The sequence below is a fragment of the Thiopseudomonas denitrificans genome (assembly GCF_002866065.1).
In the GTDB taxonomy this organism is placed as follows: domain Bacteria; phylum Pseudomonadota; class Gammaproteobacteria; order Pseudomonadales; family Pseudomonadaceae; genus Thiopseudomonas; species Thiopseudomonas denitrificans.
On the sequence record NZ_LNJZ01000005.1, the window covers coordinates 352,723 to 379,610 of the forward strand.

Consider the following 26,888-nt stretch of genomic DNA (forward strand, 5'->3'; position numbering starts at 1 on the left):
CCAGCCAGCAAAACGCGGCGGGCACGGAGTTTGGGGTGTTGTCAGGCCGGGTGGAGCAAAGCCTTGGCGGCAGGGATGCCGCCATGGAGCTTACATGGATGTACTTGCAGCGACTTTGCGTAACCCGGCCTGACAACACCAGCACATTATTCAGTTACCTGTTGCGTTTTGCTGGCTGAAAAATAAAACCCCTCATCCGGCAGTTTGCCACCCACCGATGCCGGCTGGCGTTTCAGCAATACCTGATAAAAAGCCTCCAGCTCGCTACGGGCTGCAGAGGCGGTGGCGTAATGGTTGTTTTGGTGCTGCAGGGCATCGGCCACGGCTTCGGGCATCAGCAGTTTGATCTGGGCTGCCACTTCCTTGCCGCAGGCTTCGGCGTTGTCGATGCACCACTGGTTGGCACGGGCATAGGCCGCTTCGAAGGCGCTGACCAGTTGCGCATTGTTGGCCGTCTCGCCCAGCACGGTGATGCCGGCCTGGGGAATGCGTGCTTCGGTGCTCATCAGGCGGCCCCATTCCTGTTGCAGGTCGACGCTGCGGTGCAGTTCGGGCGCGATGATGGAAACCGGGAAAGATTTGGTCTTGCGCAGCGCCATGGATACCGCCGGCTCGGCCAGCAGGGCATGGTTGACGCGACGGGTGATCAGCAGCTGCATGGCATCCATCGGCGTGGCGCTGTAGTTCAGCTTGAAGTCCCGCCTGGGGTCAATGCCCTGTTTTTCTGCCAGATGGGTGAAGACGATGTCCGGCATGTCGGCGCGAAACGGAATGGCGATTTCCTCGCCCTTGAAGTCGGCCAGGGTTTTCTTGTCGGCATCACGCGAGATCATCCACAGCACGCCCCACTGCGACACGTTGATCAGCTTCAGGGGGACGCCACGGTTATACAGGTTGGCCGCCACGTTGGTGGGTGCGGCCAGAAAGTCGGCCTTGCCGGACAGGGTCAGGGCGCGCAGCTGGTCGGGGTTGCTCCACAGGACAAACTCGGTCTCTTCGGCGATATCGGCCAGCCCGTTGCTGGCAACCAGGTGGATCAGTGCATTGGAAACGCCGGCCGCCGGCCCGGCCAGTGTCAGTTTCTTGACCGGCAGCCCGCTCTGGGCCCACGCAAAAGAAGACAGCAGGCAGGCGCAAAGGATGACATGGATACGGGCCCAAAAAGCCATGGCTGCTTCCTTGTTGAGAACGGTTTGCATCAGTATATGGGCAGGTAAACAATTAGCAAGCGGATAGCATGATACCGATCAACTTTTTGCAAGTGATATTGATTATTGTTTGTGTGGTGTTCCGGCTTTTACATTTACGCAGCACCCTGGTGGTCATCTGCCGGGCTGCAAGTGTCTGCAGCCAGCTGTTTGTATGAACCGTGCGGCAGAGACCAAACAAAAGCCCCGGCTGCTGGTAAACTGGCGTCATTCGATCAACTGGCAGGCACGGCCTGGAAAATCCACACGGGAAACGATTTTGCTCACTACATCATGGACCCTGCAAGCCTGGATGTTGCTGGCGGGCGGGCTCGGTATTGCGGTACTGGCAGGGCTGCTAAGCGCGGTGCTGCAGGGTGGGCGCATGCGCCAGCTATTGCTGCAACTGCAGGACAGCCGCCTGCAGGCAAACAGCCACGAACATCAGCTGGCCCGGGCCTCGGCCGAGGTCGAGCGGCTGGAGTGGGAGCTGGATGAAGCCCGCGAACAGGTGCAGCACCAGCAGCGCCAGGGCCAGCAATACCTGCAGCAGCACCACGCAAGCGAAAAACAGCTGGAAGCGCTGCGCGAGCGCTATCGGGCAGTATATGGCCAGTTGGAACAGACACGCTCACAGCTGCAGCAGGAACAGCAGGCCTGTCAGGCCATGCAGGACAGGCAGCAGCAGATGGCCACCGAGCATGCCGAGCTGAAAACCAGCCTGCAGGCGCGGGAAGAGCATTTCCAGCAACAGCTGCAGCAGCTGGATGACAGCCGCCAGTTGCTGGCAAAGGAGTTTGAAAACCTGGCCAACCGCATCTTCGAGGAAAAGGGCAAGGCGTTTACGCAAACCAGCCAGGCCGGTATCGACAGCCTGCTCAAGCCCTTTCGTGAACAGATCGACGGTTTCCAGAGGCGGGTCAACGAAGTGCATGATGCCGCGCTGCAGGGCAACGCCAGTCTGAGCACGGAAATCCGCAAGGTGCTGGAAGCCGGACTGCAGATGAGCACCGATGCCAACAATCTGGTGTCTGCCCTGAAAGGGGATTCGCAGCAGCGCGGTGCCTGGGGCGAGGCTCAGCTGCAGCGCACCCTGGAGCTGGGCGGGCTGATCGCGGGTGATCATTATGAAGTGCAGCGCAGTTTTCGTGATGCTGAAGGGCGTCTGAAACAGACGGACTTTCTCATCCGCTTGCCGGACGGCAAGCATCTGGTCATTGACAGCAAGGTGACGCTGAATGCGTACCAGCAACTGGTTGCGGCACAGGATGCCGAGCAGGGGCAACAGGCGCTGTCGGCGCATTTGCAGGCCGTGCGCCGCCACATTGATGATTTGGCCGGCAAGGACTATAGCAACTTGCCTGGTGTACACAGCCCGGGATTTGTCCTGATGTTCATGCCGGTCGAGCCGGCGTTTATCGAGGCTCTGCGCCATGACAGGACGCTGTTCGAGTACGGGGTGCGCAAGAATGTCGTGCTGGTTTCCCATACCACGCTGATTCCGGTATTGCGCACGGTGTCCAGCCTGTGGATGCTGGAACGCAGCCAGCAGGAGGCACGGGAGATCAGTGACCGCGCCGGCGATATCTACAATCAGGTGTGTCTGGTCGCCGAGCGGCTGATGCGGCTGGGCAATACACTGGGTACGGTCAGCAATCACTACAACAGCGTGGTGACTTCACTGTCCGGGCAGCAGGGGCTGCACGGCAAGGTTGAGCGTTTTGCGCAGCTGTCGGCACGGGTCAACAAGAACATGCCCGGGCTGGAGCCGCGTCACCTGGATTTTGAAACCGGCCGTCTGCAGCTGGATGAGTCCTGAGCAGTCCGCTGCCGGATGTCATGGCAGCGCTGCAGCTGTCCCGTGAAAACACGGACGGATTTTATCGGTTGACGCTGGTCGGGCCTGCTGGCGTATCATGGGGCCGAGGTTTGACAGGAGCGAGCGCCTGCAGTCGGGCGTTTGCAATCAGAGTAGCCTGCTAGAAAGAGGGTGACGCCATGATTACCGCAACTCCCCGCATGACCAACCTGTTTTTGCAGCTGGGTCTTGATTCGAGCCAGGAAGGAATCGAGCGCTTCTTGCTGGAAAATGAACTGCCTGAGGACGTGCATATTCTGGAGGCTCCGTTCTGGAGCGAGTCCCAGGTTGAACTGCTGCGTGAACTGCTGTGTGCTGATGCCAACTGGTCGCTGGTGGTTGACCAGCTCAGCGAAGCGCTGCGTGCTTGCGTGTGCCAGGAAGGTAAAAAGTAACCTGCACGGGCGGAGCAAGGCCGGTTCCTTGCCGTTCGTCCGTTGCCATTGAGCTGTTCCGGCCCTGCTGTGTGCGGGGCCGTTTTGTTTGTGCGGATCATCGCCGGCTGGCCGGCAGGAAGAGGATCGGGTGCCTGATTTTTATACCGTGCTGATGCTGGTCGGATTCGGCTTTCTCGGCGCGTTCATCAATGCCATTGTCGGCGGTGGCGGGCTGATTACCGTGCCGGCCCTGCTGGCGGTTGGCCTGCCCCCGGCTGTGGCCATCGGTACCAACAAGCTGGCGGCGGCCACCGGCAACCTGACCAGCATGCTGACCTTCATGCGTGCCGGCAAGGTGGACTGGCGCCTGCTGTGGCCGGTGCTGCCCTGGGTATTCGTGGCGTCGATGTGTGGTGCAGTGGCGGTACACCAGATTTCACCGCAAATCCTGCAGCCGCTGGTGATTGTGCTGCTGGTGGTGGTGCTGTTGTACAGTCTGTGGAAGAAAGACCTGGGGCGTTTGCAGTCAACCGTTGCGATGACGCCCAGGCGCAAGCTGCTGGCCTGCGGGCTGGTGGTCGGGCTCGGTTTCTATGACGGTTTTTTCGGCCCGGGTACCGGCTCGTTCATGATCATGGCGCTGTTGTTCATGGGCATGGACTTTGTCCGCGCCGCCGGCAGTTCGAAGCTGCTCAACCTGACCAGCAACACCGCCGCCATGCTGACCTTCATGTGGCTGGGCAGTGTCCACTATGTCTATGGGCTGATCATGGCTGCCGCCATGATGGCGGGAGCCTATGCCGGTTCACGCATGGCGCTGAGCCGGGGCACGGCTTTTGTGCGGATGCTGTTCATTGCCGTGACTTCGGTGCTGATCCTGAAAAACCTGTATGACCTGCTGTAGCCGGACAGGGCGCGACATCGGCGGTGCGTTTAGCGCCGCACAACGGTATAATCCCGCATTTGTTCATGTGCAGGGTGAGGATTTCCATGACTGATGACGTTTTAGCCTACATGCAGCGCCTGGGACAGGCTGCCCGTGAAGCTTCCCGTGTGCTGGCCAGTGCGCCGACCGCACAGAAGAATCGGGCCCTGCTGGCTGCCGCCGATGAACTGGACGCCGCCCGTGCCAGCCTGCTGGAGGCCAATGGCAAGGACATGGACGCCGGCCGTGCCAATGGCCTGGATGATGCCATGCTTGACCGCCTGGAACTGACCCCGGCGCGCATCGACGAGATGATCGAGGGCCTGCGCCAGGTCGCCACCCTGCCGGACCCGATCGGCGAGATCCAGGACATGCGTTATGTGCCGTCCGGCATCCAGCTGGGCAAGATGCGCGTGCCGCTGGGCGTGATCGGCATCATCTACGAATCCCGTCCGAACGTGACCATCGAAGCGGCCAGCCTGTGCCTGAAGTCCGGTAACGCGACCATTCTGCGTGGCGGCTCCGAGGCCATCCACTCCAACCGTGCCATTGCCGAATGCCTGGACCGGGGTCTGGAAACTGCCGGCCTGCCGGCCAGTGCCGTGCAGGTGGTGGAAACCACCGACCGTGCCGCCGTGGGTGCGCTGATCACCATGCCCGAGTACGTGGACGTTATTGTGCCGCGCGGCGGCAAGGGCCTGATCGAACGTATCTCGCGTGAGGCCAAGGTGCCGGTGATCAAGCATCTGGACGGTGTTTGCCACGTCTATGTGGACGTGGACGCCGATGCTGAAAAAGCCATTCGTGTTGCCGACAACGCCAAGACCCAGCGTTATGCGCCCTGTAACGCCATGGAAACCCTGCTGGTGCATAACTCCCAGGTTGAGAGCGTGCTGCGCCCGCTGGTGAAAGTACTGCAGGACAAGGGTGTCGAACTGCGTGGTTGTCCGCGCTGCCTGGAACTGTTTGCCGGCGACATGGTTGCCGCCACCGAGCAGGACTGGGACGAAGAATACAATGCGCCGGTGCTGGCGATCCGCATTCTGGACTCGGTTGACGAGGCGATTGCCCATATCAACCGCCACGGCTCGCAGCATACCGACAGCATCATCACCGAAAACTTCACCACGGCACGGCGCTTCCTCACCGAAGTGGACTCCAGCTCGGTGATGGTCAACGCCTCGACCCGTTTTGCCGACGGTTTCGAATACGGCCTGGGTGCAGAAATCGGCATTTCCACCGACAAGCTGCACGCCCGGGGCCCTGTCGGCCTGCTCGGCCTGACCAGTGAAAAATACGTGGTGTTTGGCGACGGACACATTCGTGGCTAAAAAAATCGGCATTCTGGGAGGAACCTTCGATCCGGTACACATAGGTCATTTGCGCAGCGCCATCGAGGTGCTGGAAGACTGTGAACTGGATGAGGTCCGCCTGATTCCGGGTGCGGTACCGCCGCACCGTGCCACGCCCATGGTGGGTGCGCAGCAGCGGCTGGACATGGTCCGGCTGGCCGTCGAAGGCGTTGCCGGCCTGAGCGTGGATGATCGTGAGTTGAGGCGGGAAGGGCCTTCGTGGAGCATTGACACTCTGGTGTCGCTACGCGAGGAATTGCCGTCACAGGCGCAACTGTATTTCATTCTGGGGCAGGATGCCTTTGCCGGGTTGCCGGGCTGGCACCGCTGGCAGGAAGTCCTGCTGCATTGCCACCTGCTGGTATTGCAGCGCCCCGACATGCCGGCTGCCTTGCCGGATGCATTGCAACAGCTGTTGCAGCAGCGGCAGGTGGCGCACCACTCCGGGCTGCAGGGGCCGGGCGGGCAGATTGCGCTGCTTGAGCAGCCGCCGCTGCCGGTTTCGGCCACAGCCATTCGCGGTGCCCTGGCGGAGCAACGCAACATACGTTTTCTGGTACCGGATGCGGTCCGGGATTACATTCAGCAGCATGGCCTGTACGGGGCCATTCATTCCATTTGAATCAAGTGAGTTTTATGCAAATCGAACAACTGGTGACAACCCTGATTGCCGAGCTGGAAGAAGGCAAGGCCAAAGACATCGTTCAGATTGATGTCCGCGACAAAACCAGCATTACTGACTACATGGTGATTGCCAGTGGTACGTCCGGACGTCACGTCAAGGCGCTGGCACAGGCGGTTATTGAAAAAGCCAAGGAAAACGGTATCCAGCCGCTGGGCAATGAAGGCCTGAGCGTCGGCGAGTGGGCGCTGATTGACCTGGACGAGGTGGTGGTGCATGTCATGCAGGAAGAGACCCGCAGCTTCTATGACCTGGAGCGCCTGTGGCAGGGAGCCGAGCAGAACCGTGGCCAGGATGCGATCTGAGTGCGCATCCGCCTGATTGCCGTGGGCAGCAAAATGCCGGGCTGGGTAGAGGAAGGCTGGCGCGAGTACGTCAAGCGGCTGCCGGCAGAGATCCAGCTGGAACTGGTTGAGATTCCGCTGGTCACCCGCAAGAAGAATGCTGACGTGCGGCGCCTGATCCAGCAGGAAGGGGATGCCATGCTGGGCAAAGTGCTGCCCGGGGAACGGATTGTCACGCTTGAGGTCAATGGCAAACCCTGGAGCTCCGAGCAGCTGGCGGCCGAGCTGGATCGCTGGCGACTGGATGCCCGCACCGTCAACCTGATGATCGGTGGCCCGGAAGGACTGGCGCCGCAGGTGCAGGCGCGCAGCGAGCAGCAGTGGTCACTGTCGCCGCTGACCTTGCCGCATCCGCTGGTGCGCATCGTGGTCGGCGAGCAACTGTACCGTGCCTGTACCATTCTCAGTGGTCATCCCTATCACAAATAAGTACTGAACCAATGCCGCCAGCCATCCGCCTCAAAGACCATCAACGCGACCAGCGGCTGATTCGCCGCCGCCTGGTGGTGACGGCAGCCTTTGTCTTGCTGTTGACTGCAGTGCTGATTGCGCGGATGTACTTTCTGCAGGTGATGCAGTACGAGCACCATTCGACCCTGGCCGAGAACAATCGCATCCATGTGCAGTCGCTGCCGCCGACCCGGGGCCTGATCTATGACCGCAATGGCGTGGTGCTGGCCGACAACCGGCCGAGTTTCAGTCTGACCCTGACCCGCGAACGCGCCGGCAGCTGGAAACAGGTGCTGGCCGACATCATCGATATCCTGGAGCTGGACGAACAGGAGCTGGATGCCTTCGTCAAGCGGGTCGAACAGGGTCGTCGTCCCTTCGAGCCGGTGCCGGTGCTGTTCGAGCTGACGGAAGAGCAGATAGCCCGTATTGCCGTCAACCAGTACCGCCTGCCGGGTGTCGAGGTGGAGGCGCAAATGGTGCGCCACTACCCGTTTGGCGAGCAGTTTGCCCACACCGTCGGCTATGTCGGGCGCATCAATGAAAATGACCTGAAACGTCTCGATACTGTCCAGTACAGCGGTACCCACCATACCGGCAAGCTCGGTGTCGAGCGCTTCTATGAAGACCAGCTGCATGGCAAGGTCGGTTACGAAGAAGTGGAAACCAATGCCCGTGGCCGTGTTTTGCGGGTGTTGAAGCGGGTCGAGCCGCAAAGCGGGCAGGATATCTATCTGTCGCTCGACATCAAGCTGCAGCAGGCTGCCAAGAACGCGCTGGCCGGCCGGCGTGGTGCCATTGTCGCGCTGGACCCCAACAACGGCGAGGTGCTGGCGATGGTCAGCGAGCCCAGCTACGACCCCAACCCCTTTGTCACCGGTATCGGTTTCAAGGCCTATGCCGAGCTGCGCGACTCGATCGACCAGCCGCTGTATAACCGGGTGTTGCGCGGGCTTTATCCGCCCGGTTCCACCATCAAGCCGATGGTGGTGCTGGCCGGGCTGGATGCCGGGGTGATCACGCCGGCAACACGGGTCTATGACCCCGGCTATTACCAGCTGCCCAACAACAGCCACAAATACCGCAACTGGAACCGTAACGGCGACGGCTGGGTCGGACTGGAGCTGGCTGTGGCACGTTCCAACGATACCTATTTTTACGACCTGGCCCACAAGCTGGGCGTCGACCGGCTGCACGAATACATGACCCTGTTCGGTTTCGGCCGCCGGGTTGCGCTGGACATGTTCGAGGAAAGCGCCGGCCTGATGCCGTCGCGCCAGTGGAAGCGCGACCGTTACCGGCAGGTCTGGTACCCGGGCGAGACGCTGATTCTCGGCATTGGCCAGGGTTACATGCAAAGCACGCCGTTGCAGCTGGCGCAGGCCACCGCGCTGGTTGCATCCCGCGGCAAGTGGGCAAAGCCCCATCTGGCGCGCACGGTGGGTGGTGAGCCGGTGGTGGATGAAGATCCGTATCCGGACATCCAGCTGGCCAACCCGTTGCACTGGGAGCATGCCCGCCAGGCAATGGAGGCGGTGATGCATGGAGAACGGGGTACCGCGCGCGCTACCGGCAAGGACTCACCCTACCGGATTGCCGGCAAAAGCGGCACTGCCCAGGTGGTGGCGATCAAGCAGGGTGAAAGGTACGACCGCAACAAGGTCCAGGAGCGCCATCGTGACCATGCCCTGTTCGTTGCCTATGCGCCGGCCGACAAGCCGGAGATTGCGGTTTCCGTGATGGTGGAAAATGGTGAGTCCGGCTCGTCTGTTGCCGCGCCGGTGGCCCGGGCGGTACTGGATGCCTGGCTGCTGCCGGAAGAAACGGACGCTGCACAAGAGGCAGAGACCAACGCGGATGCGCCGGCGCTGGCCGGGCAGGAGGCAGGACAATGAGCCGCTTTGACCGGACACTCAGCCAGGGCGACGTGTTCCAGGCACGCACGCCTTTCTTGCAGCGCATCCATATCGATGGCTGGCTGGTGCTGTTGTTGCTGCTGGTGGGTGCCGGTGGCATCTTCATCCTGTATTCGGCCGGCAGTAAAAGCGAGGCCCTGCTGACCAAACAGCTCAGCTCGTTTGGCATCGGTTGTTTGGCGATGATGGTGATAGCCCAGATCGATCCACGCCTGATGGCCCGCTGGGCGGCACCGGCCTACCTGGTCGGGGTCGGGCTGTTGCTGGTGGTGGAAATCATGGGGCACAAGGCCATGGGTGCTACCCGCTGGATCAACATTCCCGGGGTGATGCGCTTTCAGCCGGCCGAACTGATGAAGATTTTCATGCCGTTGACGCTGGCCTGGTATGTGGCACGCCACAATTTGCCGCCCAGTTTCAAGCATATCGCCATTAGCCTGGTGCTGATTGTCGTACCCTTTTTGCTGATTGCCCGCCAGCCGGACCTGGGTACCGCGCTGTTGGTGCTGATGTCCGGCCTGTTTGTGCTGTTTCTCGGTGGCTTGCGCTGGCGCTGGATTCTGGCGGCGCTGGCGGCGGTGGTGCCGGCCGGTTTTGTCATGTGGAATTTCTTCATGCGCTCGTACCAGAAGCAGCGCGTGCTGACCTTTCTCAACCCGGAAAGTGACCCGCTGGGCAGCGGCTGGAATATCATCCAGTCCAAGGCGGCGATCGGCTCCGGTGGTGTACTGGGCAAGGGCTGGTTGCTCGGTACCCAGTCGCATCTGGACTTTCTGCCGGAAAGCCATACCGACTTCATCATCGCCGTGCTGGCTGAAGAGTTCGGCCTGGTCGGCGTCTGCCTGCTGCTGCTGGGTTATCTGTTGCTGGTGTTTCGCGCACTCTACATCACGCTGCATGCGCAGACGGTATTCGGCAAGTTGCTGGCCGGCTCGCTGACGCTGACGTTTTTCATCTATGTATTTGTCAATATCGGCATGGTCAGCGGCTTGTTGCCGGTGGTTGGCATCCCCTTGCCGTTCATCAGCTATGGTGGCACCTCGATTGTCACCCTGTTATCCAGTTTTGGCATTCTCATGGCTGTCCACACCCATCGCAAGTGGATCGCCCAGACTTAGGAGCTTTTTGACCCATGGTTTTTACAACCGGAAAAAAACTGCTGGCCGCTGTGCTGGTTTCGGCCGGCATGCTGGCCGGTGCACAGGCGGCAGACTATGCGCGGCATCCGCTGGCGCTGGAGCTAATGGCCGAAATGCGCGATGAGTTCGGCTTCACGGAAGAACGTCTGCAACAGGTATTTGCCCTTGCGCACAAACAGCAGGGCATTCTTGATGCCATTTCCCGCCCCGCCGAACGGGTCAAGCCCTGGAAGGAATACCGGCCGATTTTCTTGACGCGCCAGCGCATCGACAAGGGTTTGCAGTTCTGGGCGGAAAATGAAGAGGCCCTGGCACGTGCCGAAAAAGAATACGGCGTGCCGGCCGAGTTCATCGTTGCCATCATCGGTGTCGAGACCTTCTATGGCGGCAACACCGGGCGTTACTCCGTGCTGGATGCGCTGTCCACACTGGCCTTCGATTACCCGCCTCGGGCACCATTCTTCCGTGGCCAGCTCAAGCAGTTCCTGCTGCTGACCCGTGAGGAACAGCTTGAACCGGCCAGCCTGAAAGGCTCCTACGCCGGCGCCATGGGCCTGCCGCAGTTCATGCCGGGCAGCTTCCGCGCCTATGCCGTGGACTTCAACGGCGATGGCCGTATCAATATCTGGACCGATGCCGAAGATGCCATTGGCAGCGTGGCCAACTATTTCATCGAGCACGGCTGGCAGCCGGGGCAGAAAGTGGCAGTACCGGCCACCCTGAAGAATGAACAGGCCGAACAGGGGCTGACCGGCGGGCTGGACCCGAAGCATAGCATGAAAGAACTCAAGGCATTGGGCTGGCAGGCACAGCAGAAGGTTGCGGGGAAAACCCGCGTGACGGCATTTCGCTTCGATGGCGAATCCGGGGTTGAATACTGGCTGGGTTTGCCCAACTTCCAGGCAATAACCCGCTATAATCGTAGCGAAATGTATGCCATGGCCGTGACCCAGCTGGCCGAAACACTGGCCAGTGAATTCAAGGAAACCCGATAATGACTTCCATCCGTTTGCTGACCGGCAGCTTGTTGCTGGCTGCCGGGCTGGCGTTGCACGGCTGCGGCAGCAAGCCGGCCAAGCGTGAGACCGTTGCCACCAAACCGGCACCATCGGCACCTTACAAACAGTCGAAGAATGACGGCGCCCCCTGGTGGGACAAGGACGTATCCGGTATTCCGGATGCCACGCCGATGCCGCATTACGGGCCGGTCAAGGCTTCGCCCTATGTGGTGCTGGGCAAGAAGTACTATCCGATACAAAGCGCGCACAATTACCGGGAGAGCGGTACGGCATCCTGGTATGGCACCAAGTTCCATGGCCTGCATACCGCCAACGGCGAAACCTATGATCTCTACGGCATGACCGCCGCGCACAAGACCCTGCCGCTGCCCAGCTACGTCAAGGTGACCAATCTGGACAATGGCCGCAGTGTCACCCTGCGCGTCAATGACCGCGGGCCGTTCTACTCCGACCGCATCATCGACCTGTCGTTTGCCGCCGCCAAGAAGCTCGGTTACGCCGAACAGGGCGTGGCCCGGGTCAAGGTCGAGGGCATCAACCCGGAGCAGTGGTGGGCCGAGCGCGGACAGAAACCGCCGGTGGTGACGGGAACCGCACAAAAAGCACCTGAACCTGTACGGCAAACTGCTGTCGAGGTTTATGTGCCACCAGTTCAGCAGCATGCCGGCGCGTTGCTGCCGCTGGACGTGACGCCGCAGGCGGAAAGCCGTGGCATCTATTTGCAGGTGGGCGCCTTTGCCAACCCGGACGCCGCCCAGCTGCTGCGTGACAAGCTCGGTGCCGTGACGGCATCGCAGGTCAAGGTCAGTTCGGTGGTGCGTGACCAGCAGGTGCTGCACCGGGTGCGTATCGGGCCGCTATCGGATGCAAAACAGGCTGACACCATCCGCCAGCAGGTCCAGCTGGCCGGGCTGGGCAGCCCGACACTGGTCAATATCGACTGACTGGCAGTCAGACAAAGAACTTCAAGAATTTCAGGATGTGGTGTGTAAAAAATGATCGATTTGAAACAACTGGCACGTGTCGCACTGGTTACCGCTTCCGTGGTGTTTACCGGCTCGGTGGCTGCAGCGCAGGCTGCCATTCCGGCCATGCCGCCCTTGGCGGCCAAGTCTTATGTACTGATGGATGCGGCCACGGGCCAGGTTCTGGTTGAGCATAATGCCGACGAAGCGCTGCCCCCGGCCAGTCTGACCAAGCTGATGACGGCCTACATCGCCACCAAGGAAATCCGCAACGGCCAGATCGGCGAACAGGATCTGGTCACCGTCAGCGAGAAAGCCTGGCGCACCGGCGGTTCGCGCATGTTCATCGAGGTGGGCAAGCAGGTCTCGGTCGATGACCTGCTGCATGGCATCATCATCCAGTCCGGCAATGACGCCAGCGTGGCCATGGCCGAATATATCGCCGGCAGCGAAGAAGCCTTCGCCGACATGATGAACCAGCAGGCACGCAGCCTGCAGCTGCACAACAGCTCGTTTCGCAATGCCACCGGCCTGCCGGACCCGGAGCATTATTCCTCGGCCCATGATATGGCCCGGCTGGCCCGCGCCATCATTGACGAAGATCCCGAGCATTACGCCATCTACGCGCAAAAGGAATTTCTCTGGAATGGCATCCGCCAGCAGAACCGCAACCTGCTGCTGTGGCGTGACAGCACCGTGGACGGCCTGAAAACCGGCCATACCGAAGAAGCCGGCTATTGCCTCGTGGCTTCGGCGGTACGCGATAACATGCGCCTGATTTCGGTGGTGTTTGGTGCGCGTGATGAAGCCAGCCGCGCTGCCGAGACGCAGAAATTGCTGACCTACGGTTTCCGTTTCTTTGAAAGCCGCACCTTTTACAAGAAGGGTGTGGCCCTGACGTCCGGACAGGTCTGGAAAGGCAAACAGGCCCAGGTGGATGCCGGCCTGGCCAGCGACCTGTCACTGGTGGTGCCGCGTGGCAAGGCGGACAAGATGACAGCCGAAGCGGTCATGAACGACCGTCTTGTCGCTCCGGTCCGGGCCGGCCAGCCGCTGGGCAAGGTGGAAATCCGTCTTGATGGCGAGCTGCTGCACAGTGCTGATCTGGTCGCCCTCAATGACGTGGAGCAGGGCGGCATCTTCAAGCGTATCTGGGACAGCCTGCGCCTGTTCATCTTCAACCTGTTCAACTGAGGAACCCGGCATGCAAGTCAACATCACCGACCTGGGCGCGACGGCAGAAGAGCAGCCCAAAATCGAATTTCCCTGCGAACAGTATCCGGTCAAGATCATCGGCGATCACGGCGACGACTATGTGCAGACCGTGCTGGATGTGGTGTGTGCCCATGCGCCGGAGTTCGACCCGGCCACCGCCGACCAGCAGCTGAGCAGCAACGGCCGCTTCTGCTCGGTACGGGTGCGCATCACGGCACACAGTGAAGAACATCTGAGCGGCCTCAACGAGGCCCTGCGCCAGACCGGCAAAGTCCGCATGGTGCTGTGATGGAGCATCCGCTGCGGGTGCGCTGGCTGGGCCGGGTCGACTACGAGCCGGCCTGGCATGCCATGCAGGACTTCACCGACCGGCGTGACGCCGAAACACCCGACGAGATCTGGCTGCTGGAGCACCCGCCGGTTTTCACCCAGGGGCAGGCCGGCAAGGCCGAGCACCTGCTGTTTCCTGGCGATATTCCGGTGGTGCAGGTGGACCGTGGCGGCCAGGTCACCTACCATGGTCCGGGCCAGCTGGTTGCCTATATCCTGATCGACGTGCGCCGGCAGGGCGTCGGCGTGAGGGATCTGGTCAGCTTGATTGAAAACAGCCTGGTGCAGCTGCTGGCCGGCTATAATGTGACATCCCGTGCCAAAGCCGACGCACCGGGCGTCTATGTGAATGATGCCAAGATTGCCTCGCTTGGCCTGCGTATCCGTCGCGGCTGTTCCTTTCATGGCCTGGCGCTCAATGTCGCCATGGATCTTGAGCCGTTTCGCCGCATCAATCCCTGCGGCTATCAGGGCCTGCGCATGACGCAACTGGCTGACGAAACCGGTATCGCGACAAGTGTTGAACAGGCGGGACGCGAGCTGGCCACTATCCTGGCCGGCGCCCTGGGGCATTCAACCCATGAATTTTTAACAGGTGAAATAGACAGTCATGAGCGAACAACCTGCAGCGGCAACCCGCCGTAGTGCTGTAGAAACCGGCGTCAAACTCCGTGGTGCCGACAAGCTGGCGCGCATTCCGGTCAAGGTGATCCCTGCCGATGAAGTGCTGCGCAAGCCGGACTGGATTCGCGTCAAGGTACCGGTGTCTCCGGAAGTCGAAGGTATCAAGCAAACCTTGCGCAAGCACAAGTTGCACAGCGTATGCGAGGAAGCTTCCTGCCCGAACCTGGGCGAGTGTTTCTCCAGCGGTACGGCAACCTTCATGATCATGGGCGACATCTGCACCCGCCGCTGTCCGTTCTGCGACGTCGGTCATGGCCGCCCGAATCCGCTGGATGTCAACGAGCCGGTCAACCTGGCCCGTGCAATTGCCGACATGCGTCTGCGCTATGTGGTGATCACCTCGGTGGACCGTGACGACCTGCGTGATGGCGGTGCCCAGCACTTTGCCGATTGCGTACGCGAAATTCGCGCCCTGTCACCGACAATCCAGATCGAGACGCTGGTGCCCGACTACCGTGGCCGCATGGATATCGCGCTGGAAATCACCGCCGCCACGCCGCCGGACGTGTTCAATCACAACCTGGAAACCGTGCCCCGTCTGTACCGTGCGGCGCGACCCGGTTCCGACTTCGAATGGTCGCTGGATTTACTGGAGCGCTTCAAGCAGCTGGTGCCGCATGTGCCGACCAAGTCCGGCCTGATGCTGGGGCTGGGCGAGACCGACGAGGAAGTGATCGAGGTCATGCAGCGCATGCGCGAGCACAACATCGACATGCTGACGCTCGGTCAGTATCTGCAGCCCTCGCGTGACCACATGCCGGTGCAGCGCTATGTACACCCGGACACCTTTGCCTGGTTTGCCGACGAAGGCATGAAAATGGGCTTCAAGAATGTCGCCTCCGGCCCGCTGGTACGCTCCTCGTACCATGCCGACCAGCAATCCGGAGATCTGCTGCAGGAAGGCTGACCGGCCTTTCCGATAGGCGGGGCTTGCGCTCTGCGAGTCCCGATTTTGATCAGTGCCACAAGACGAAGCCCGCAAATTTGCGGGCTTCGTCTTGTCCGGGCCTTGGCTGCCGGGGTGGATCAAACCAAACCGTCAAAATCTGCCGCGCTGTGGCGCTCGCGCAGTCCGCCTTCGCCACGGTTGACCAGCCGGCCACGCTGTACTCCAGGGCGTTTGGCGATCTGCTCCTGCCAGCGCAATACATGGGTGTATTCGTGGGCCTGCAGAAACTCGGCCGCATCGTACACCGCACCGGTCGCCACACCACCGTACCAGGGCCAGATTGCCATGTCGGCAATGCTGTATTCGTCGCCGGCCATGTAGCGGTTGTCGGCCAGATGCCGGTTCAGCACGTCCAGCTGGCGCTTGGCTTCCATGGTGAAGCGGTTGATGGCGTATTCGTATTTTTCGCCGGCATAGACATAGAAATGACCAAAGCCGCCACCCAGATAGGGTGCCGCGCCCATCTGCCAGAACAGCCAGTTCAGGCAACGGGTGCGTCCGGCATGGTCCGCAGGGATGAAATGGCCGAACTTCTCCGCCAGATACAGCAGGATCGAGCCGGACTCGAACACCGGCAGCGCCGGGTTGACACTTCGGTCCAGCAGGGCAGGGATCTTCGAGTTGGGGTTGATGGCGACAAAGTCACTGCCGAACTGGTCGCCCTTGCCGATATCGATCAGCCAGGCATCATATTCGGCTCCGGTAACGCCCAGTTCCAGCAGCTCTTCCAGCATGATGGCCGCTTTCTGGCCGTTGGGCGTGGCCAGCGAATACAGCTGCAGCGGGTGCTGGCCAACCGGCAGTTCCTGTTCAAAACGCGCACCGGCCGTGGGGCGGTTGATGCTGGCATACTTGTTGTCGTCCTTCTCTTCATGCTGCCAGATCCGGGGCGGGGTGTAGGCTGTGTTCATGATTCGGTGCTCCTTGTAGTGGGCAAGCAGGATGCGGAGATGTTGCCATCGCTACTGCTTGTAGTGATTTCGCAGGCGGGTGCCCCCACGCCTGTCCAACAGTGCATGCATCAAGACTAGCAGAGCCGCCCGTCCGGACATAATGCAAAGATGCTAACAGCCATGCTTGTTGTGATGACATGGCACAAACGAAACCGGCTGATTGCATGGAGTTTGTGGCAGTGCCTTGGCTGCAGCTTCTAGTGGCCTGAACGGCTAGTTCGTTAACTCAAGTTCGGATGGCTGAGGTTTCGAGGCAAGGCGCTGTGACGAGTCATAGCGGGGCTATGGCGAGGAACAGCAACGCAGCATCGGAGCCTCAGACGCCGAAATTGACTAATGAAATTAGTCGTACAGGCCACTAGCTGCCTGATGGCCGCCAATGTCCTGATAGGTAAAGTAGCGGTAAACGGTACGGCCCGCTGGCCGTAATCCGCTATGCTATGCCGCATTTGCACAGGCAGGTACGGGAGAAACCAGGTGTTGAAAACAGGTGTTGCATTGGTGGTCATGCTGGCCGTGTCAGGCTGCATGCTCGGCCCGGATTACGTACGGCCGGAGCAGGCAGTGCCGGAAGCCTTTGCGGCAGCGGACGGCTGGAAAGTCGCCCAGCCGGGCCGGGCCGATGCCGGCAACTGGTGGGCAAACTTTGATGATCCGGTACTGGCCGCACTGTTGCAGCAACTGGAACAGGACAACCAGAACCTGATCGCCGCCGAAGCGGCCTGGCGCGAAGCGCGGGCCGCGCTGGGCGGCAGCCGCTCGGCGCTGTATCCGCAGCTGGACGCGCAAGCCGGTGATACCCGCGCGCAACAGGCCGGTGGCGACATCGGCAACAATCGTAATGTCCAGCTCGGCCTGGGCTGGCAACTGGATGTATGGGGGCAAGTACGCCGCCAGGTGGAAGCCGGCCAGGCCCGGCTGGACGCCAGTGCTGCCGACTGGGCGGCACTGCGGTTGAGCCAGCAAAGTCTGCTGGCGCAAAACTACATCCAGCTGCGCAGCCTGGATGAGCAGCTGCGCATTACCGCTGCCAATATCGATGCCTACCAGCGGGTGCTGCGCATCAGTGAAAATCGCTACCAGGCGGGCATGGTAACCCGTGCCGATGTCAGCCAGGCGCTGACCCAGCTGAAAAGCACCGAGGCTCAGCAGCTCGACCTGCACAGCCAGCGGGCACGCAGCGCCCATGCCATTGCCGTGCTGCTCGGCCGGCCGGCCAGCGGCTTCGGGCTGGCAGCTGTTGACGGGTTGCCGGCCATGCCGGCGCTGCCGCAAACCCTGCCGTCCAGCCTGCTTGAGCGCCGCCCGGACATTGCCGCCGCCGAGCAGCGGGTGATGGCCGCCAATGCCGAGATCGGCGTGGCCAAAACCGCCTATTTTCCCACCTTCGGCTTCAGTGCCAGCGGCGGCTACCGTGCCGATGCCTGGTCGGGTCTGATCAGCACGCCCAACCGCTTCTGGTCCTTGGGGCCGCAGCTTGACCTGCGCCTGTTTGATGCCGGTGCCCGGCGGGCCAAACTGCAGCAGGCCGAGGCGGCCTATGACCAGCAGGTTGCCGGCTATCGCCAGGCCACCCTGGAAGCCATTGCCGAAGTTGAAGATACCCTGGTGCAACTGGCCAGCCTGGAGCAGGAATATGCCGTTCAGGCCGAAGCGCTGGAATCGGCCCGCGATGCCTTGCGCCTGATCGAAAACCAGTATGCCGCCGGTCTGGTCGACTTTACGGTGGTCAGCAATGCCATGACCACTGCCCACAGTGCCGAGCGTACCTTGCTTGGCTTGCAGGCCAGCCGCCTGACCGCCAGCGTGCAACTGATCAGCGCGCTGGGCGGTGGCTGGGATGCTGCTGATACTCCCACGGCGCAATAGCAGCTTTAGCTTGTCTCCGGGGTTATTAAACCGCTTTGAAACCGCCTGAATATGGGCGTTGTGCGATGTTTTTTCAGCAGCATGCTTATTGTTGTGCACACCCATTATAAAGTGGCTGAGCGGTCAGGGCTTGACTTCCGGATTTTTTATTTGCAGTTGTCATGCTGATGTAAGTCATTGATTTGCAATAAATAGATGCGGGTGATCAGAAAATAGCCAGATTGTTTAACGGCCTTGAGTTCAGGTCACCAGCCGGACTTTTCATCAGATCATCCACAGGGTTATCCACAGCTATTGTGGATTGCTGATTTACTAGTAGCAGACTGAGCTACTCTCTCCGGTGCCTCAGTGTAGGTCCGAATTTATTCGGACAGCTGTTGGGAAACCTAGGTGATGAGCGTCATGTGCGAATGAATTCGCAGACGGGAGCGATATGCTTTGATGCAGCCTCAGGGGTAAGCCCCTTCGCACAGTTGTTTGTAGCAGCAGTTTTCCCGTTGCCGCCACTTTCTGCGACAATAGCCCCTTTTCAGTTGTCCGGTCTTTCCATTCCATGCCCCAAACCGATAGCCCAAGCCGTTCCAGGGATTTCAACCAATTGCTGCCTAACGCCATGCTGCGCGACCAGTTTCCGTTGCGCCGCCAATGGCAGCAGTTACGCAAAAAACCGGATGCCCAACGCGAACAACAACTGCAGCAGCGCCTGCTTGATTCGGTAGCTCTGGCCGAACGCCGCCGCGCCAGCCTGCCGCGTATCGACTATGACGACCAGCTGCCGATTGCCGAACACCGCGACAGTATTAAAAAAGCACTGGAACAGCATCAGGTACTGGTGATTGCCGGCGAGACCGGCTCGGGCAAGACCACCCAGCTGCCCAAGCTCTGTCTGGAGCTGGGGCGTGGCGTGCAGGGGCTAATAGGCCACACCCAGCCACGACGATTGGCGGCGCGCAGCGTCGCCACACGGATTGCCGAAGAATTGCACACGCCGCTGGGCGGACTGGTGGGTTTTCAGGTCCGTCACGAGGATTACAGTAACGAGCAGACGCTGGTCAAGCTGATGACCGACGGCATCCTGCTGGCGGAAACTGCCCATGACCGCTTTCTGCAACGCTACGACACATTGATCATCGACGAGGCGCACGAACGCAGCCTCAACATCGACTTTCTGCTCGGCTATATCAAACAGATCCTGCCCAAGCGACCGGATCTGAAAGTCATCATCACCTCGGCCACCATCGACCTTGAGCGCTTCTCGAAGCACTTTGACGATGCGCCGATCATCGAGGTGTCGGGGCGTACCTATCCGGTGGAGACCTGGTATCGCCCGCTGCTCGGCGAGCGTGATGCCGAAGGGCAGGCACTGGAAGAAGACCTCAGCGTGGAGCAGGGCATTCTGCGTGCGCTGGAGGAAATCGGACAGCATGAGCGCAGCCAGAAACGCCTGCCCGGCGATGTGCTGGTGTTTCTGCCCGGCGAGCGCGAAATCCGCGATTGCGCCGAGGTGCTGCGCAAGGCGCAACTTAAGCACAGCATGGTGCTGCCGCTGTATGCGCGGCTGTCGCCTGCCGAGCAGCAAAAAATCTTTCAGCCGCAGTCGGGCCGCAAAATCGTATTGGCTACCAACGTGGCGGAAACCTCGCTGACCGTGCCCGGTATCCGCTATGTGATCGACAGCGGCACGGCCCGCATCAGCCGCTACAGCTACCGCGCCAAAGTGCAGCGCCTGCCGGTTGAAGCCGTTTCGCAAGCCAGCGCCAACCAGCGTCAGGGGCGCTGCGGACGGGTCGAGGCCGGTATCTGCATCCGTCTGTACAGCGAGAGCGATTACCTGTCGCGTGCGGAATTCACCGATCCGGAAATCCTGCGCACCAATCTGGCGGCAGTGATTTTGCAGATGCTGCATTTGCGTCTGGGTGCCATTGAAGACTTTCCTTTTATCGAACCGCCGGAAGGCCGTGCCATCACCGACGGCTTCACCACCTTGCAGGAATTGCAGGCCGTCACCAGCGCCAACGAGCTGACCCCGCTGGGCCGCCAATTGGCGCGGCTGCCGATCGACCCGAGGGTCGGGCGCATGCTGCTGGCCGCGGCCGAGCAGGGCAGTTTGCGCGAGGTGCTGATTGTCGCCAGTGCGCTCTCTACGCAAGATGCGCGAGTGCGTCCGGCGGACAAACAGCAGGCCGCCGATCAGGCCCATGCGCAATGGAAGGACCCGGATTCCGACTTTGCCGCCCTGATCAACCTGTGGCGCGAGTTTGAACAACAGCGCCAGGAGCAGGGCAGCAGCGGTGCGCGGCGCTGGTGTCGCCAGAACTATGTCAATTTCCTGCGCATGCTGGAGTGGCGCGATGCCCACCGCCAGCTGTTGCTGATCTGCCGCGAGTTGCAGCTGGCCTTCAATGACGAGCCGGCCAGTTACGACGGCCTGCACAAGGCTCTGCTGACCGGCCTGCTCAGTCATATCGGCCAGAAAAGCGAAGACAACGACTATCTCGGCGCACGGCAAAAACGCTTTCTGATTCACCCGTCCACCGGTCTTGGCCGCAAGAAACCGCAATGGATCATGGCTGCCGAGTTGGTGGAAACCACCCGCCTGTATGCCCGGCTGGTGGCGCGTATCGATCCGCTGTGGGCGGAGCAGGCCGCGCCGCACCTGCTCAAGCGCACATATCTGGAGCCGCACTGGGAGAAAAAGCGCGGGCAGGCGGTGGCCTATGAGCAGATCACCCTGTACGGACTGATTCTGGTCGGTCGCCGCGCCGTGCATTACGGTCCCATAGAGCCGGAGCTGGCGCGGGAACTGCTGATTCGTGAAGGACTGGTCGGTGGCGAAATCCTCAGCCGTGCTGCCTGTCTGGCTGCCAACCGCAAACTGCTGGAGCAACTGGACGAGCTGGAAGCCAAGGCACGTCGCCGCGACATCCTTGCCGACGAAGAAGTGCTGTTCGCCTTCTATGAGCGTCACCTGCCGGCCGACATCTACCAGACCGCCAGTTTTGAGCGCTGGTACAAGCGCGAAAGTGCCAAACAGCCCAAGCTGCTGCACATGACCGCCGAGGACGTGCTGCAGCGTGAAGCCAGTGAAGTCACCGAAGAGCAGTATCCGGATCACCTGAACTGGGACGGCCTGAAACTGCCGCTCAGCTATGAATTCGAACCGGGCCACCCGCGTGACGGTGTCACCCTCAGCGTGCCGGTACCTGTGTTGTTGCAGATCCCGCCGGCACGCTTGCAATGGCTGGTGCCCGGCCTGCTGGAACAGTTGTGTATCGCGCTGGTGCGCCAGCTGCCCAAGGCGCTGCGCAAGAACTTTGTGCCAGTGCCGGACTTTGTCCGTGCCGCACTGGAAAAAATGCCCTTTGGCGAGGGCGACCTGACCGCTGCCTTGGGGCATCAGCTCTTGCGTATGACCGGCGTGCGCATATCGGATGACGCCTGGGATGAAGCCTGGCACGGCATCGAACGGCATTTGAAAATGAACATCGAGGTGCTGGATGCCAAGGGCAAACGCATGGGCGAGAGCCGCGACCTGAGTGAACTGCTGGGGCGTTTCGGCACCGCCAGCCAGCAGGCGCTGGGGCAGTTGCGCGAGCAGCAGCAACAGCGGCAGGCGCAGGAACTGGATACCAAAAGCTTCGAGCTGGACAGTTTCAAACAGCAGAAAGTCGCCGGACTGGAAATGACCGTATTCCCGGCGCTGATCGACCGTGACGGCGAGGTGCAGGAAGGCCAGTTTGCCAGTCAGGCGCAGGCCGATCACGAACACCGCCGCGCCCTGCAACGCCTGCTGGTGCAGCAGTGGAGCGAACCGGGCAACTATGTGCGTGAACTGTTGCAGCGCGACAATCAGCTCACCTTGCTGTATCGCGATCTGGGCCGCATCGATGCCTTGGCCGAAGACGTGCTGCTGGCCTGTGCCGAACAGCTGGCGCTGGCCGACCTCAAGCAGTTGCCACGTAACGCCGGTGCAGTGCAGCAACTGGCCGAACAGCACAGGGGATCGGTAGTCGAGCAGGCCGAACAGCTAATCAAGCGCCTGCGTGACATTTTGCAGCGCTGGCACGAGCTGAAAAAGCGCTTCAAGGGTCGTATCGACCTGCAAATGGCAGTTGCTCTCAACGACATCAAAAGCCAGTTGGCGGCGCTGATTTACCCCGGCTTTGTGCGCGAAGTGCCCGCCCAGTGGCTGCAGGAATACCCGCGCTACCTCAAGGGCATCGAACAGCGCCTCGACAAGCTCGGCAGCCAGTTGCAAAAAGACCGCGTATGGACGCTGGAGCTGAACGGCTACCAGCAGCAATACCGCGACCGGCTGGACAAGCACCAGAAAGAAGGCAAATACGATCCTGCCCTGCAGCTGTATCGCTGGATGCTGGAGGAATATCGGGTGTCGTTGTTTGCGCAGCAGTTGGGGACGCGTTTGCCGGTGTCGGATAAGAGATTGGCGAAGCAGTGGGCTGAAGTTGGGGCTTGATGTTTTTGGGGGAGCGGTTTGCAGGGCGGTGGTTGGGGCCGGTCAAGGTCTGTGCTGCGGCTGACTGGGCACAATCGTAGGTGCGAATTTATTCGCACAATGGCCACCCGCACCGAAGCATGCTGCGTCACAGGTGCTGATGCCTGGCACAGACCTTGGCCAGCCCTGATAGCTGCTTGCTGCTTTGGAGGGATGGACCGGCTAAACCGGACTGGTCTAGGATAAGTTTCTCGTTGCGCTCACTATTTGCCACAGAGTGCGGCGCTGCCTCTCTTTACTCAATCCCCCTGGAATCTCCGCATATGAGTAACGCATATATCGTTGGGCAAATCACGGTGAAGAACCCTGAGCTGTGGGCTGAATATTGCAGTAAAGTCCCCGCGACAGTGGCCCCCTGGGGAGGCGAGCTTGTCTTTCGTGGCAAACAGGTGGCTGCACTTGCCGGCGAAAGCCCGCACCCGGACATTGTCGTCATCAGGTTTCCGGATCTTGCTGCGCTCGACAGCTGGTTTTCTTCGACAGCCTATCAATCGCTTATTCCGCTTCGACAGCAGGCGGCGGAAGTGCTTTTGCTATCCTATGAAGCGTAGCTTTCCAGTTTTTGCATGACTTCTGCCAGCACTTCAATAGGATGCCTGAAACCACATCGCTATCGGGTTTTTGACAAAGGACATTGCCAATGAATTACGGCACTGAACTGGTTGGCATGCTGATCGCGCTGGCGGTCGGGTTGGTCATCGGCTTTGAGCGTGGCTGGCGTTCGCAGAACCTGGATGAGGAGCGCCACGAAGAAATCGATGACCAGACCGTAACCGGCATTCGCACCTTTGGTTTGCTCGGACTGGCCGGAGGGGTGGTGGCGCAGCTGGCAATCCTGTCCTCGCCGCTATTTCTGGCGGCAGCATTGCTGGGTGTGGCGGCGTTGTTGATTGTCGGCTACATCCACACCAGCAAGGCCACCGGCGACCTGGGTGCAACCACCGAAGTGGCGGCGTTGCTGGCTTTTCTGCTTGGTGCCCTGGCGGTATACGGCTTTTATCTGGAGGCCGCTGTTGCCGCCGTTATTACCGCCGTTCTGCTCGGAACCAAGGAGCATATTCATGCCCTGCTACGCAGCCTGACCCGCCTGGAGCTGAACGCTTCGCTGCAAATGCTGGTAATTGTGCTGGTGGTTTTGCCGCTGTTACCCAACGAGGCGATGGGGCCGTGGGACAGCCTTAATCCGCAGGTGATTGGCTGGCTGGTGCTGTTGATTGCCGGCATCAGTTTTGTCGGCTATTTTGCCGTGCGGGTGCTGGGTGACCGGGTTGGTCTGGTGTTGACAGCGCTACTTGGCGGCCTGACCTCCAGCACGGCCCTGACCCTGGCTTTTTCACGCATGGCGCGACTGGGTAGCGGGCGTACCACCTTGCTGGCCGCAGGTATTGTGCTGGCATGTGGCACCATGGCTCCGCGCTTGTTGCTGGAAGTGGCTGTGGTCAACCGGGCGCTGCTGTTACCCCTGTTACCCGGCATCATCGGGCTGGGTTTGGTGCCTTTGCTGGCGGTGTGCTGGCTGCTGTGGAGGCACAAGGGCGAACAAACGGAATGCGGCCAGCCGGCGCTCAGCAACCCGATGGATTTGCAGCAAGCCATCGTCATGGCGCTGGTGCTGACACTTGTCTTCATGCTGTCACGCGGAGCCGAGCAGTGGTTTGGCAATGAGGGGGTCTATGTGCTGGCACTGTTTGCCGGCATTGCCGATGTCGATGCAATCACCATTGCGCTGGCACAGCAGGCCCGGGACGGGCTGGCCAGCGAGGTTGCCGTGCGCGGCATCCTGTTGGCTGCGATGACCAACACGGCGGTCAAGGCCGGTATTGTGTTGGTGGTTGGCGGCTGGCCACTGGCACGCCGCGCCAGTCTGGTGCTGGTTCTGGCCATGCTGGCGGCAGGGGTTGGGCTATTTTTCGGTTAGCCTGAACAACAGGGCTGTCTCTGGAACACTTCTTGCTTTGCATATCCATGATGACAATCCGCCAGTTAGTTGGCGCTGTTTTTTTGGAGAGTGAAGCGTGGATCGTACACAGGTGATGACAGGCATGCGCAGTGGCGTATCGATACTCAGGCAGGGCAACCTGGGGGTTCCGGTACTGTTGCTGGTAATCCTGGGCATGATGACGCTGCCCATTCCGCCGTTTTTGCTCGACGTTTTCTTCACCTTCAACATCGCGCTGGCCATTGTGGTGCTGCTGGTGTGTGTGTACGCCATGCGTCCGCTGGATTTTGCCGCTTTCCCGACCATTTTGCTGGTCGCCACCCTGATGCGGCTGGCGCTCAACGTGGCCTCGACCCGGGTGGTGCTGCTGCATGGCCACCAGGGCGGTGACGCGGCGGGCAAGGTGATTCAGGCCTTTGGCGACGTGGTGGTCGGCGGCAACTATGTGGTCGGTGCCGTGGTGTTTGCCATCCTGATGATCATCAACTTTGTGGTGGTGACCAAGGGTGCCGGGCGTATTTCCGAAGTCAGCGCCCGTTTTACCCTGGATGCCATGCCCGGCAAGCAGATGGCCATCGACGCCGACCTCAACGCCGGCATTATCGACCAGAACGAAGCCAAGACCCGCCGTGCCGAGGTGGCCCAGGAGGCCGACTTTTACGGCTCGATGGATGGTGCCAGCAAGTTTGTGCGCGGTGACGCCATTGCCGGTTTGTTGATCCTGTTCATCAACCTGCTTGGCGGCATTGCCATCGGCATGGCCCAGCACTCCATGGCATTCAAGGACGCCGGCGTGGTGTACTCGCTGCTGACTATCGGTGACGGTCTGGTGGCGCAGATCCCCGGCCTGTTGTTGTCCACGGCGGCAGCGGTGATGGTGACCCGCGTGACCACCGCCGAAGACATGGGCCAGCAGATCCAGCGCCAGATGTTCAGTTCGCCCAAGGCGCTGGCCATTTCGGCCGCGATCCTCATGGCGATGGGTGCCGTGCCGGGCATGCCGCATGTGTCCTTCATCGGTCTGGGCCTGCTGGCTGCCGGTGGTGCTTACTGGATCTGGCGTCGCGGCAAGGCGGAAGAGGGCGGTAGCAAGGAATTGCAGGCAGCCCAGCAGGCTGATCAGTTGCCTGCGGCAGTACAGCCTGAGCAGCGTGAGCTGGGCTGGGATGATGTGACGCCGGTGGACATGGTGGGTCTTGAGGTCGGTTACCGGCTGATTCCGCTGGTGGACCGCAACCAGGGTGGCCAGCTGCTGACCCGCATCAAGGGCGTGCGCAAGAAGCTGTCGCAGGACCTGGGCTTCCTGATGCCGTCGGTGCACATCCGTGACAACCTTGACCTCAACCCCAATGCCTATCGCCTGACGCTGATGGGCGTCACTGTGGCCGAGGCGGAGGTGTACCCGGAGCGAGAGCTGGCGATCAACCCCGGTCAGGTATTTGGCACCGTCAATGGTTTGGCGACCGTTGATCCGGCGTTTGGCCTGGAGGCCGTGTGGATCGAGCCGAACCAGCGTGACCAGGCACAGTCGCTCGGCTATACCGTGGTCGATGCCAGCACGGTGGTGGCAACCCATCTCAATCAGGTGTTGGGCAAGCATTCCCACGAGCTGATCGGCCATGAAGAGGTGCAACAACTGATGCAGGTGCTGGCCAAGAGCTCGCCCAAGCTGGCGGAGGAACTGGTGCCGGGCATGGTATCCCTGTCGACTTTGTTGAAGATCCTGCAGAACCTGCTGCAGGAACAAGTGCCGGTGCGCGACATTCGTACCATTGCCGAGGCGATCGCCAATGCTTCGGCCAAGAGTCAAGATCCCGCCGCCATGGTTGCGGCAGTACGGGTGTCTTTATCCCGTGCCATCGTGCAAAGCATTGTCGGGCTTGACTCCGAGCTGCCGGTGATCACCCTTGAGCCAAGGTTGGAACAAATATTGCTTAATAGTTTGCAGCAGGCTGGTCAGGGTGGCGAAGGCGGAATTTTGCTGGAACCTGGCATGGCCGAGAAACTGCAGCAGTCTCTGGTAGAGGCGGCGCAACGTCAGGAAATGCAGGGCCAGCCGGTTATTTTGCTGGTCGCCGGCCAGATCAGGGCCATGATGTCGCGCTTTGCCCGTATGGCCGTACCCAATATGCATGTACTGGCCTACCAGGAGATTCCGGACAACAAACAGGTCACTATCGTTGCGACGGTAGGCCAGAACTAAACAAGGGGCACAATCA

Annotated in this window: 22 protein-coding genes; 20 read left to right on the forward strand and 2 right to left on the reverse strand. The window is 60.7% G+C overall.

The window, feature by feature from the left end; translation table 11 throughout:
- Nucleotides 1-146 precede the first annotated feature (146 nt).
- The gene (locus AR306_RS04960; RefSeq protein WP_101496436.1) at nt 147-1,169 is read right to left on the reverse strand and encodes an ABC transporter substrate-binding protein; all 1,023 of its coding nucleotides are present in this window, start codon (nt 1,167-1,169) and stop codon (nt 147-149) included.
- Nucleotides 1,170-1,467: 298 nt separating this feature from the next.
- Between AR306_RS04960 and rmuC the strand changes: the two genes are divergently transcribed.
- The 15 genes from rmuC to lipA all read left to right on the forward strand — a co-directional run bounded on the left by rmuC (nt 1,468) and on the right by lipA (nt 15,350).
- Entirely contained in the window at nt 1,468-3,006 is a 1,539-nt protein-coding gene (rmuC, locus tag AR306_RS04965; protein ID WP_240622480.1) for a DNA recombination protein RmuC, read from the forward strand.
- A gap of 179 nt (nt 3,007-3,185) precedes the next feature.
- Nucleotides 3,186-3,440, forward strand: coding sequence for a DUF2789 domain-containing protein (locus AR306_RS04970; RefSeq protein WP_101496437.1), 255 nt, complete (start codon nt 3,186-3,188; stop codon nt 3,438-3,440).
- A 130-nt stretch (nt 3,441-3,570) separates the two neighbouring features.
- Nucleotides 3,571-4,326 carry a TSUP family transporter gene (locus AR306_RS04975; RefSeq protein WP_206167961.1) on the forward strand — a complete coding sequence of 252 codons (756 nt, stop codon included), beginning with the start codon at nt 3,571-3,573 and terminating at the stop codon, nt 4,324-4,326.
- An 86-nt stretch (nt 4,327-4,412) separates the two neighbouring features.
- Entirely contained in the window at nt 4,413-5,678 is a 1,266-nt protein-coding gene (locus AR306_RS04980) for a glutamate-5-semialdehyde dehydrogenase (RefSeq protein ID WP_101496438.1), read from the forward strand.
- Complete coding sequence (gene nadD, locus AR306_RS04985) at nt 5,671-6,321, forward strand: nicotinate-nucleotide adenylyltransferase (protein WP_101496439.1); 651 nt, start codon at nt 5,671-5,673, stop codon at nt 6,319-6,321. The genes AR306_RS04980 and nadD overlap by 8 nt, the downstream gene beginning before the upstream one ends.
- Before the next feature lie 14 nt (nt 6,322-6,335).
- Complete coding sequence (rsfS, locus tag AR306_RS04990; protein WP_101496440.1) at nt 6,336-6,686, forward strand: ribosome silencing factor; 351 nt, start codon at nt 6,336-6,338, stop codon at nt 6,684-6,686.
- Entirely contained in the window at nt 6,687-7,154 is a 468-nt protein-coding gene (gene rlmH, locus AR306_RS04995) for a 23S rRNA (pseudouridine(1915)-N(3))-methyltransferase RlmH (RefSeq protein WP_101496441.1), read from the forward strand. It begins immediately after the preceding gene.
- A gap of 11 nt (nt 7,155-7,165) precedes the next feature.
- Nucleotides 7,166-9,070: a penicillin-binding protein 2 gene (gene mrdA / locus AR306_RS05000; protein ID WP_101496442.1), complete on the forward strand. Its 1,905-nt coding sequence runs from the start codon at nt 7,166-7,168 to the stop codon at nt 9,068-9,070.
- Complete coding sequence (gene rodA, locus AR306_RS05005) at nt 9,067-10,209, forward strand: rod shape-determining protein RodA (protein ID WP_101496443.1); 1,143 nt, start codon at nt 9,067-9,069, stop codon at nt 10,207-10,209. The genes mrdA and rodA overlap by 4 nt, the downstream gene beginning before the upstream one ends.
- Before the next feature lie 14 nt (nt 10,210-10,223).
- A complete protein-coding gene (gene mltB / locus AR306_RS05010; protein WP_101496444.1) occupies nt 10,224-11,225 on the forward strand; it encodes a lytic murein transglycosylase B in 1,002 nt (333 codons plus the stop codon).
- Nucleotides 11,225-12,193 carry a septal ring lytic transglycosylase RlpA family protein gene (locus tag AR306_RS05015; protein WP_101496445.1) on the forward strand — a complete coding sequence of 323 codons (969 nt, stop codon included), beginning with the start codon at nt 11,225-11,227 and terminating at the stop codon, nt 12,191-12,193. Before mltB ends, AR306_RS05015 begins: the two co-directional genes overlap by 1 nt.
- Nucleotides 12,194-12,244: 51 nt before the next feature.
- Nucleotides 12,245-13,408 carry a D-alanyl-D-alanine carboxypeptidase family protein gene (locus tag AR306_RS05020; protein ID WP_101496446.1) on the forward strand — a complete coding sequence of 388 codons (1,164 nt, stop codon included), beginning with the start codon at nt 12,245-12,247 and terminating at the stop codon, nt 13,406-13,408.
- A gap of 10 nt (nt 13,409-13,418) precedes the next feature.
- The gene (locus AR306_RS05025; RefSeq protein WP_101496447.1) at nt 13,419-13,718 is read left to right on the forward strand and encodes a YbeD family protein; all 300 of its coding nucleotides are present in this window, start codon (nt 13,419-13,421) and stop codon (nt 13,716-13,718) included.
- Nucleotides 13,718-14,404, forward strand: coding sequence for a lipoyl(octanoyl) transferase LipB (gene lipB / locus AR306_RS05030; RefSeq protein ID WP_101496448.1), 687 nt, complete (start codon nt 13,718-13,720; stop codon nt 14,402-14,404). Before AR306_RS05025 ends, lipB begins: the two co-directional genes overlap by 1 nt.
- Nucleotides 14,370-15,350, forward strand: coding sequence for a lipoyl synthase (gene lipA, locus AR306_RS05035; RefSeq protein ID WP_101496449.1), 981 nt, complete (start codon nt 14,370-14,372; stop codon nt 15,348-15,350). Before lipB ends, lipA begins: the two co-directional genes overlap by 35 nt.
- Before the next feature lie 119 nt (nt 15,351-15,469).
- Here the strand turns inward: lipA and yghU are convergent, their stop codons facing one another.
- Nucleotides 15,470-16,303 carry a glutathione-dependent disulfide-bond oxidoreductase gene (gene yghU / locus AR306_RS05040; RefSeq protein WP_407071178.1) on the reverse strand — a complete coding sequence of 278 codons (834 nt, stop codon included), beginning with the start codon at nt 16,301-16,303 and terminating at the stop codon, nt 15,470-15,472.
- 519 nt (nt 16,304-16,822) lie between these two features.
- On the opposite strand from yghU, the gene AR306_RS05045 reads away from it, so the two are divergent.
- The 5 genes from AR306_RS05045 (at nt 16,823) to flhA (ending at nt 26,872) form a co-directional block, all read left to right on the forward strand.
- A complete protein-coding gene (locus AR306_RS05045; protein WP_338066586.1) occupies nt 16,823-18,214 on the forward strand; it encodes an efflux transporter outer membrane subunit in 1,392 nt (463 codons plus the stop codon).
- A gap of 553 nt (nt 18,215-18,767) precedes the next feature.
- A complete protein-coding gene (hrpA, locus tag AR306_RS05050; protein WP_101496452.1) occupies nt 18,768-22,691 on the forward strand; it encodes an ATP-dependent RNA helicase HrpA in 3,924 nt (1,307 codons plus the stop codon).
- Between the two features lie 302 nt (nt 22,692-22,993).
- Nucleotides 22,994-23,281 (forward strand): DUF1330 domain-containing protein, encoded by a 288-nt coding sequence (locus tag AR306_RS05055; RefSeq protein ID WP_101496453.1) that lies wholly within the window; start codon nt 22,994-22,996, stop codon nt 23,279-23,281.
- Nucleotides 23,282-23,370: 89 nt separating this feature from the next.
- The gene (locus AR306_RS05060; protein ID WP_101496454.1) at nt 23,371-24,648 is read left to right on the forward strand and encodes an MgtC/SapB family protein; all 1,278 of its coding nucleotides are present in this window, start codon (nt 23,371-23,373) and stop codon (nt 24,646-24,648) included.
- A 115-nt stretch (nt 24,649-24,763) separates the two neighbouring features.
- Nucleotides 24,764-26,872, forward strand: a complete 2,109-nt coding sequence (gene flhA, locus AR306_RS05065) for a flagellar biosynthesis protein FlhA (protein WP_407071180.1) — start codon at nt 24,764-24,766, stop codon at nt 26,870-26,872.
- Nucleotides 26,873-26,888 lie beyond the last annotated feature (16 nt).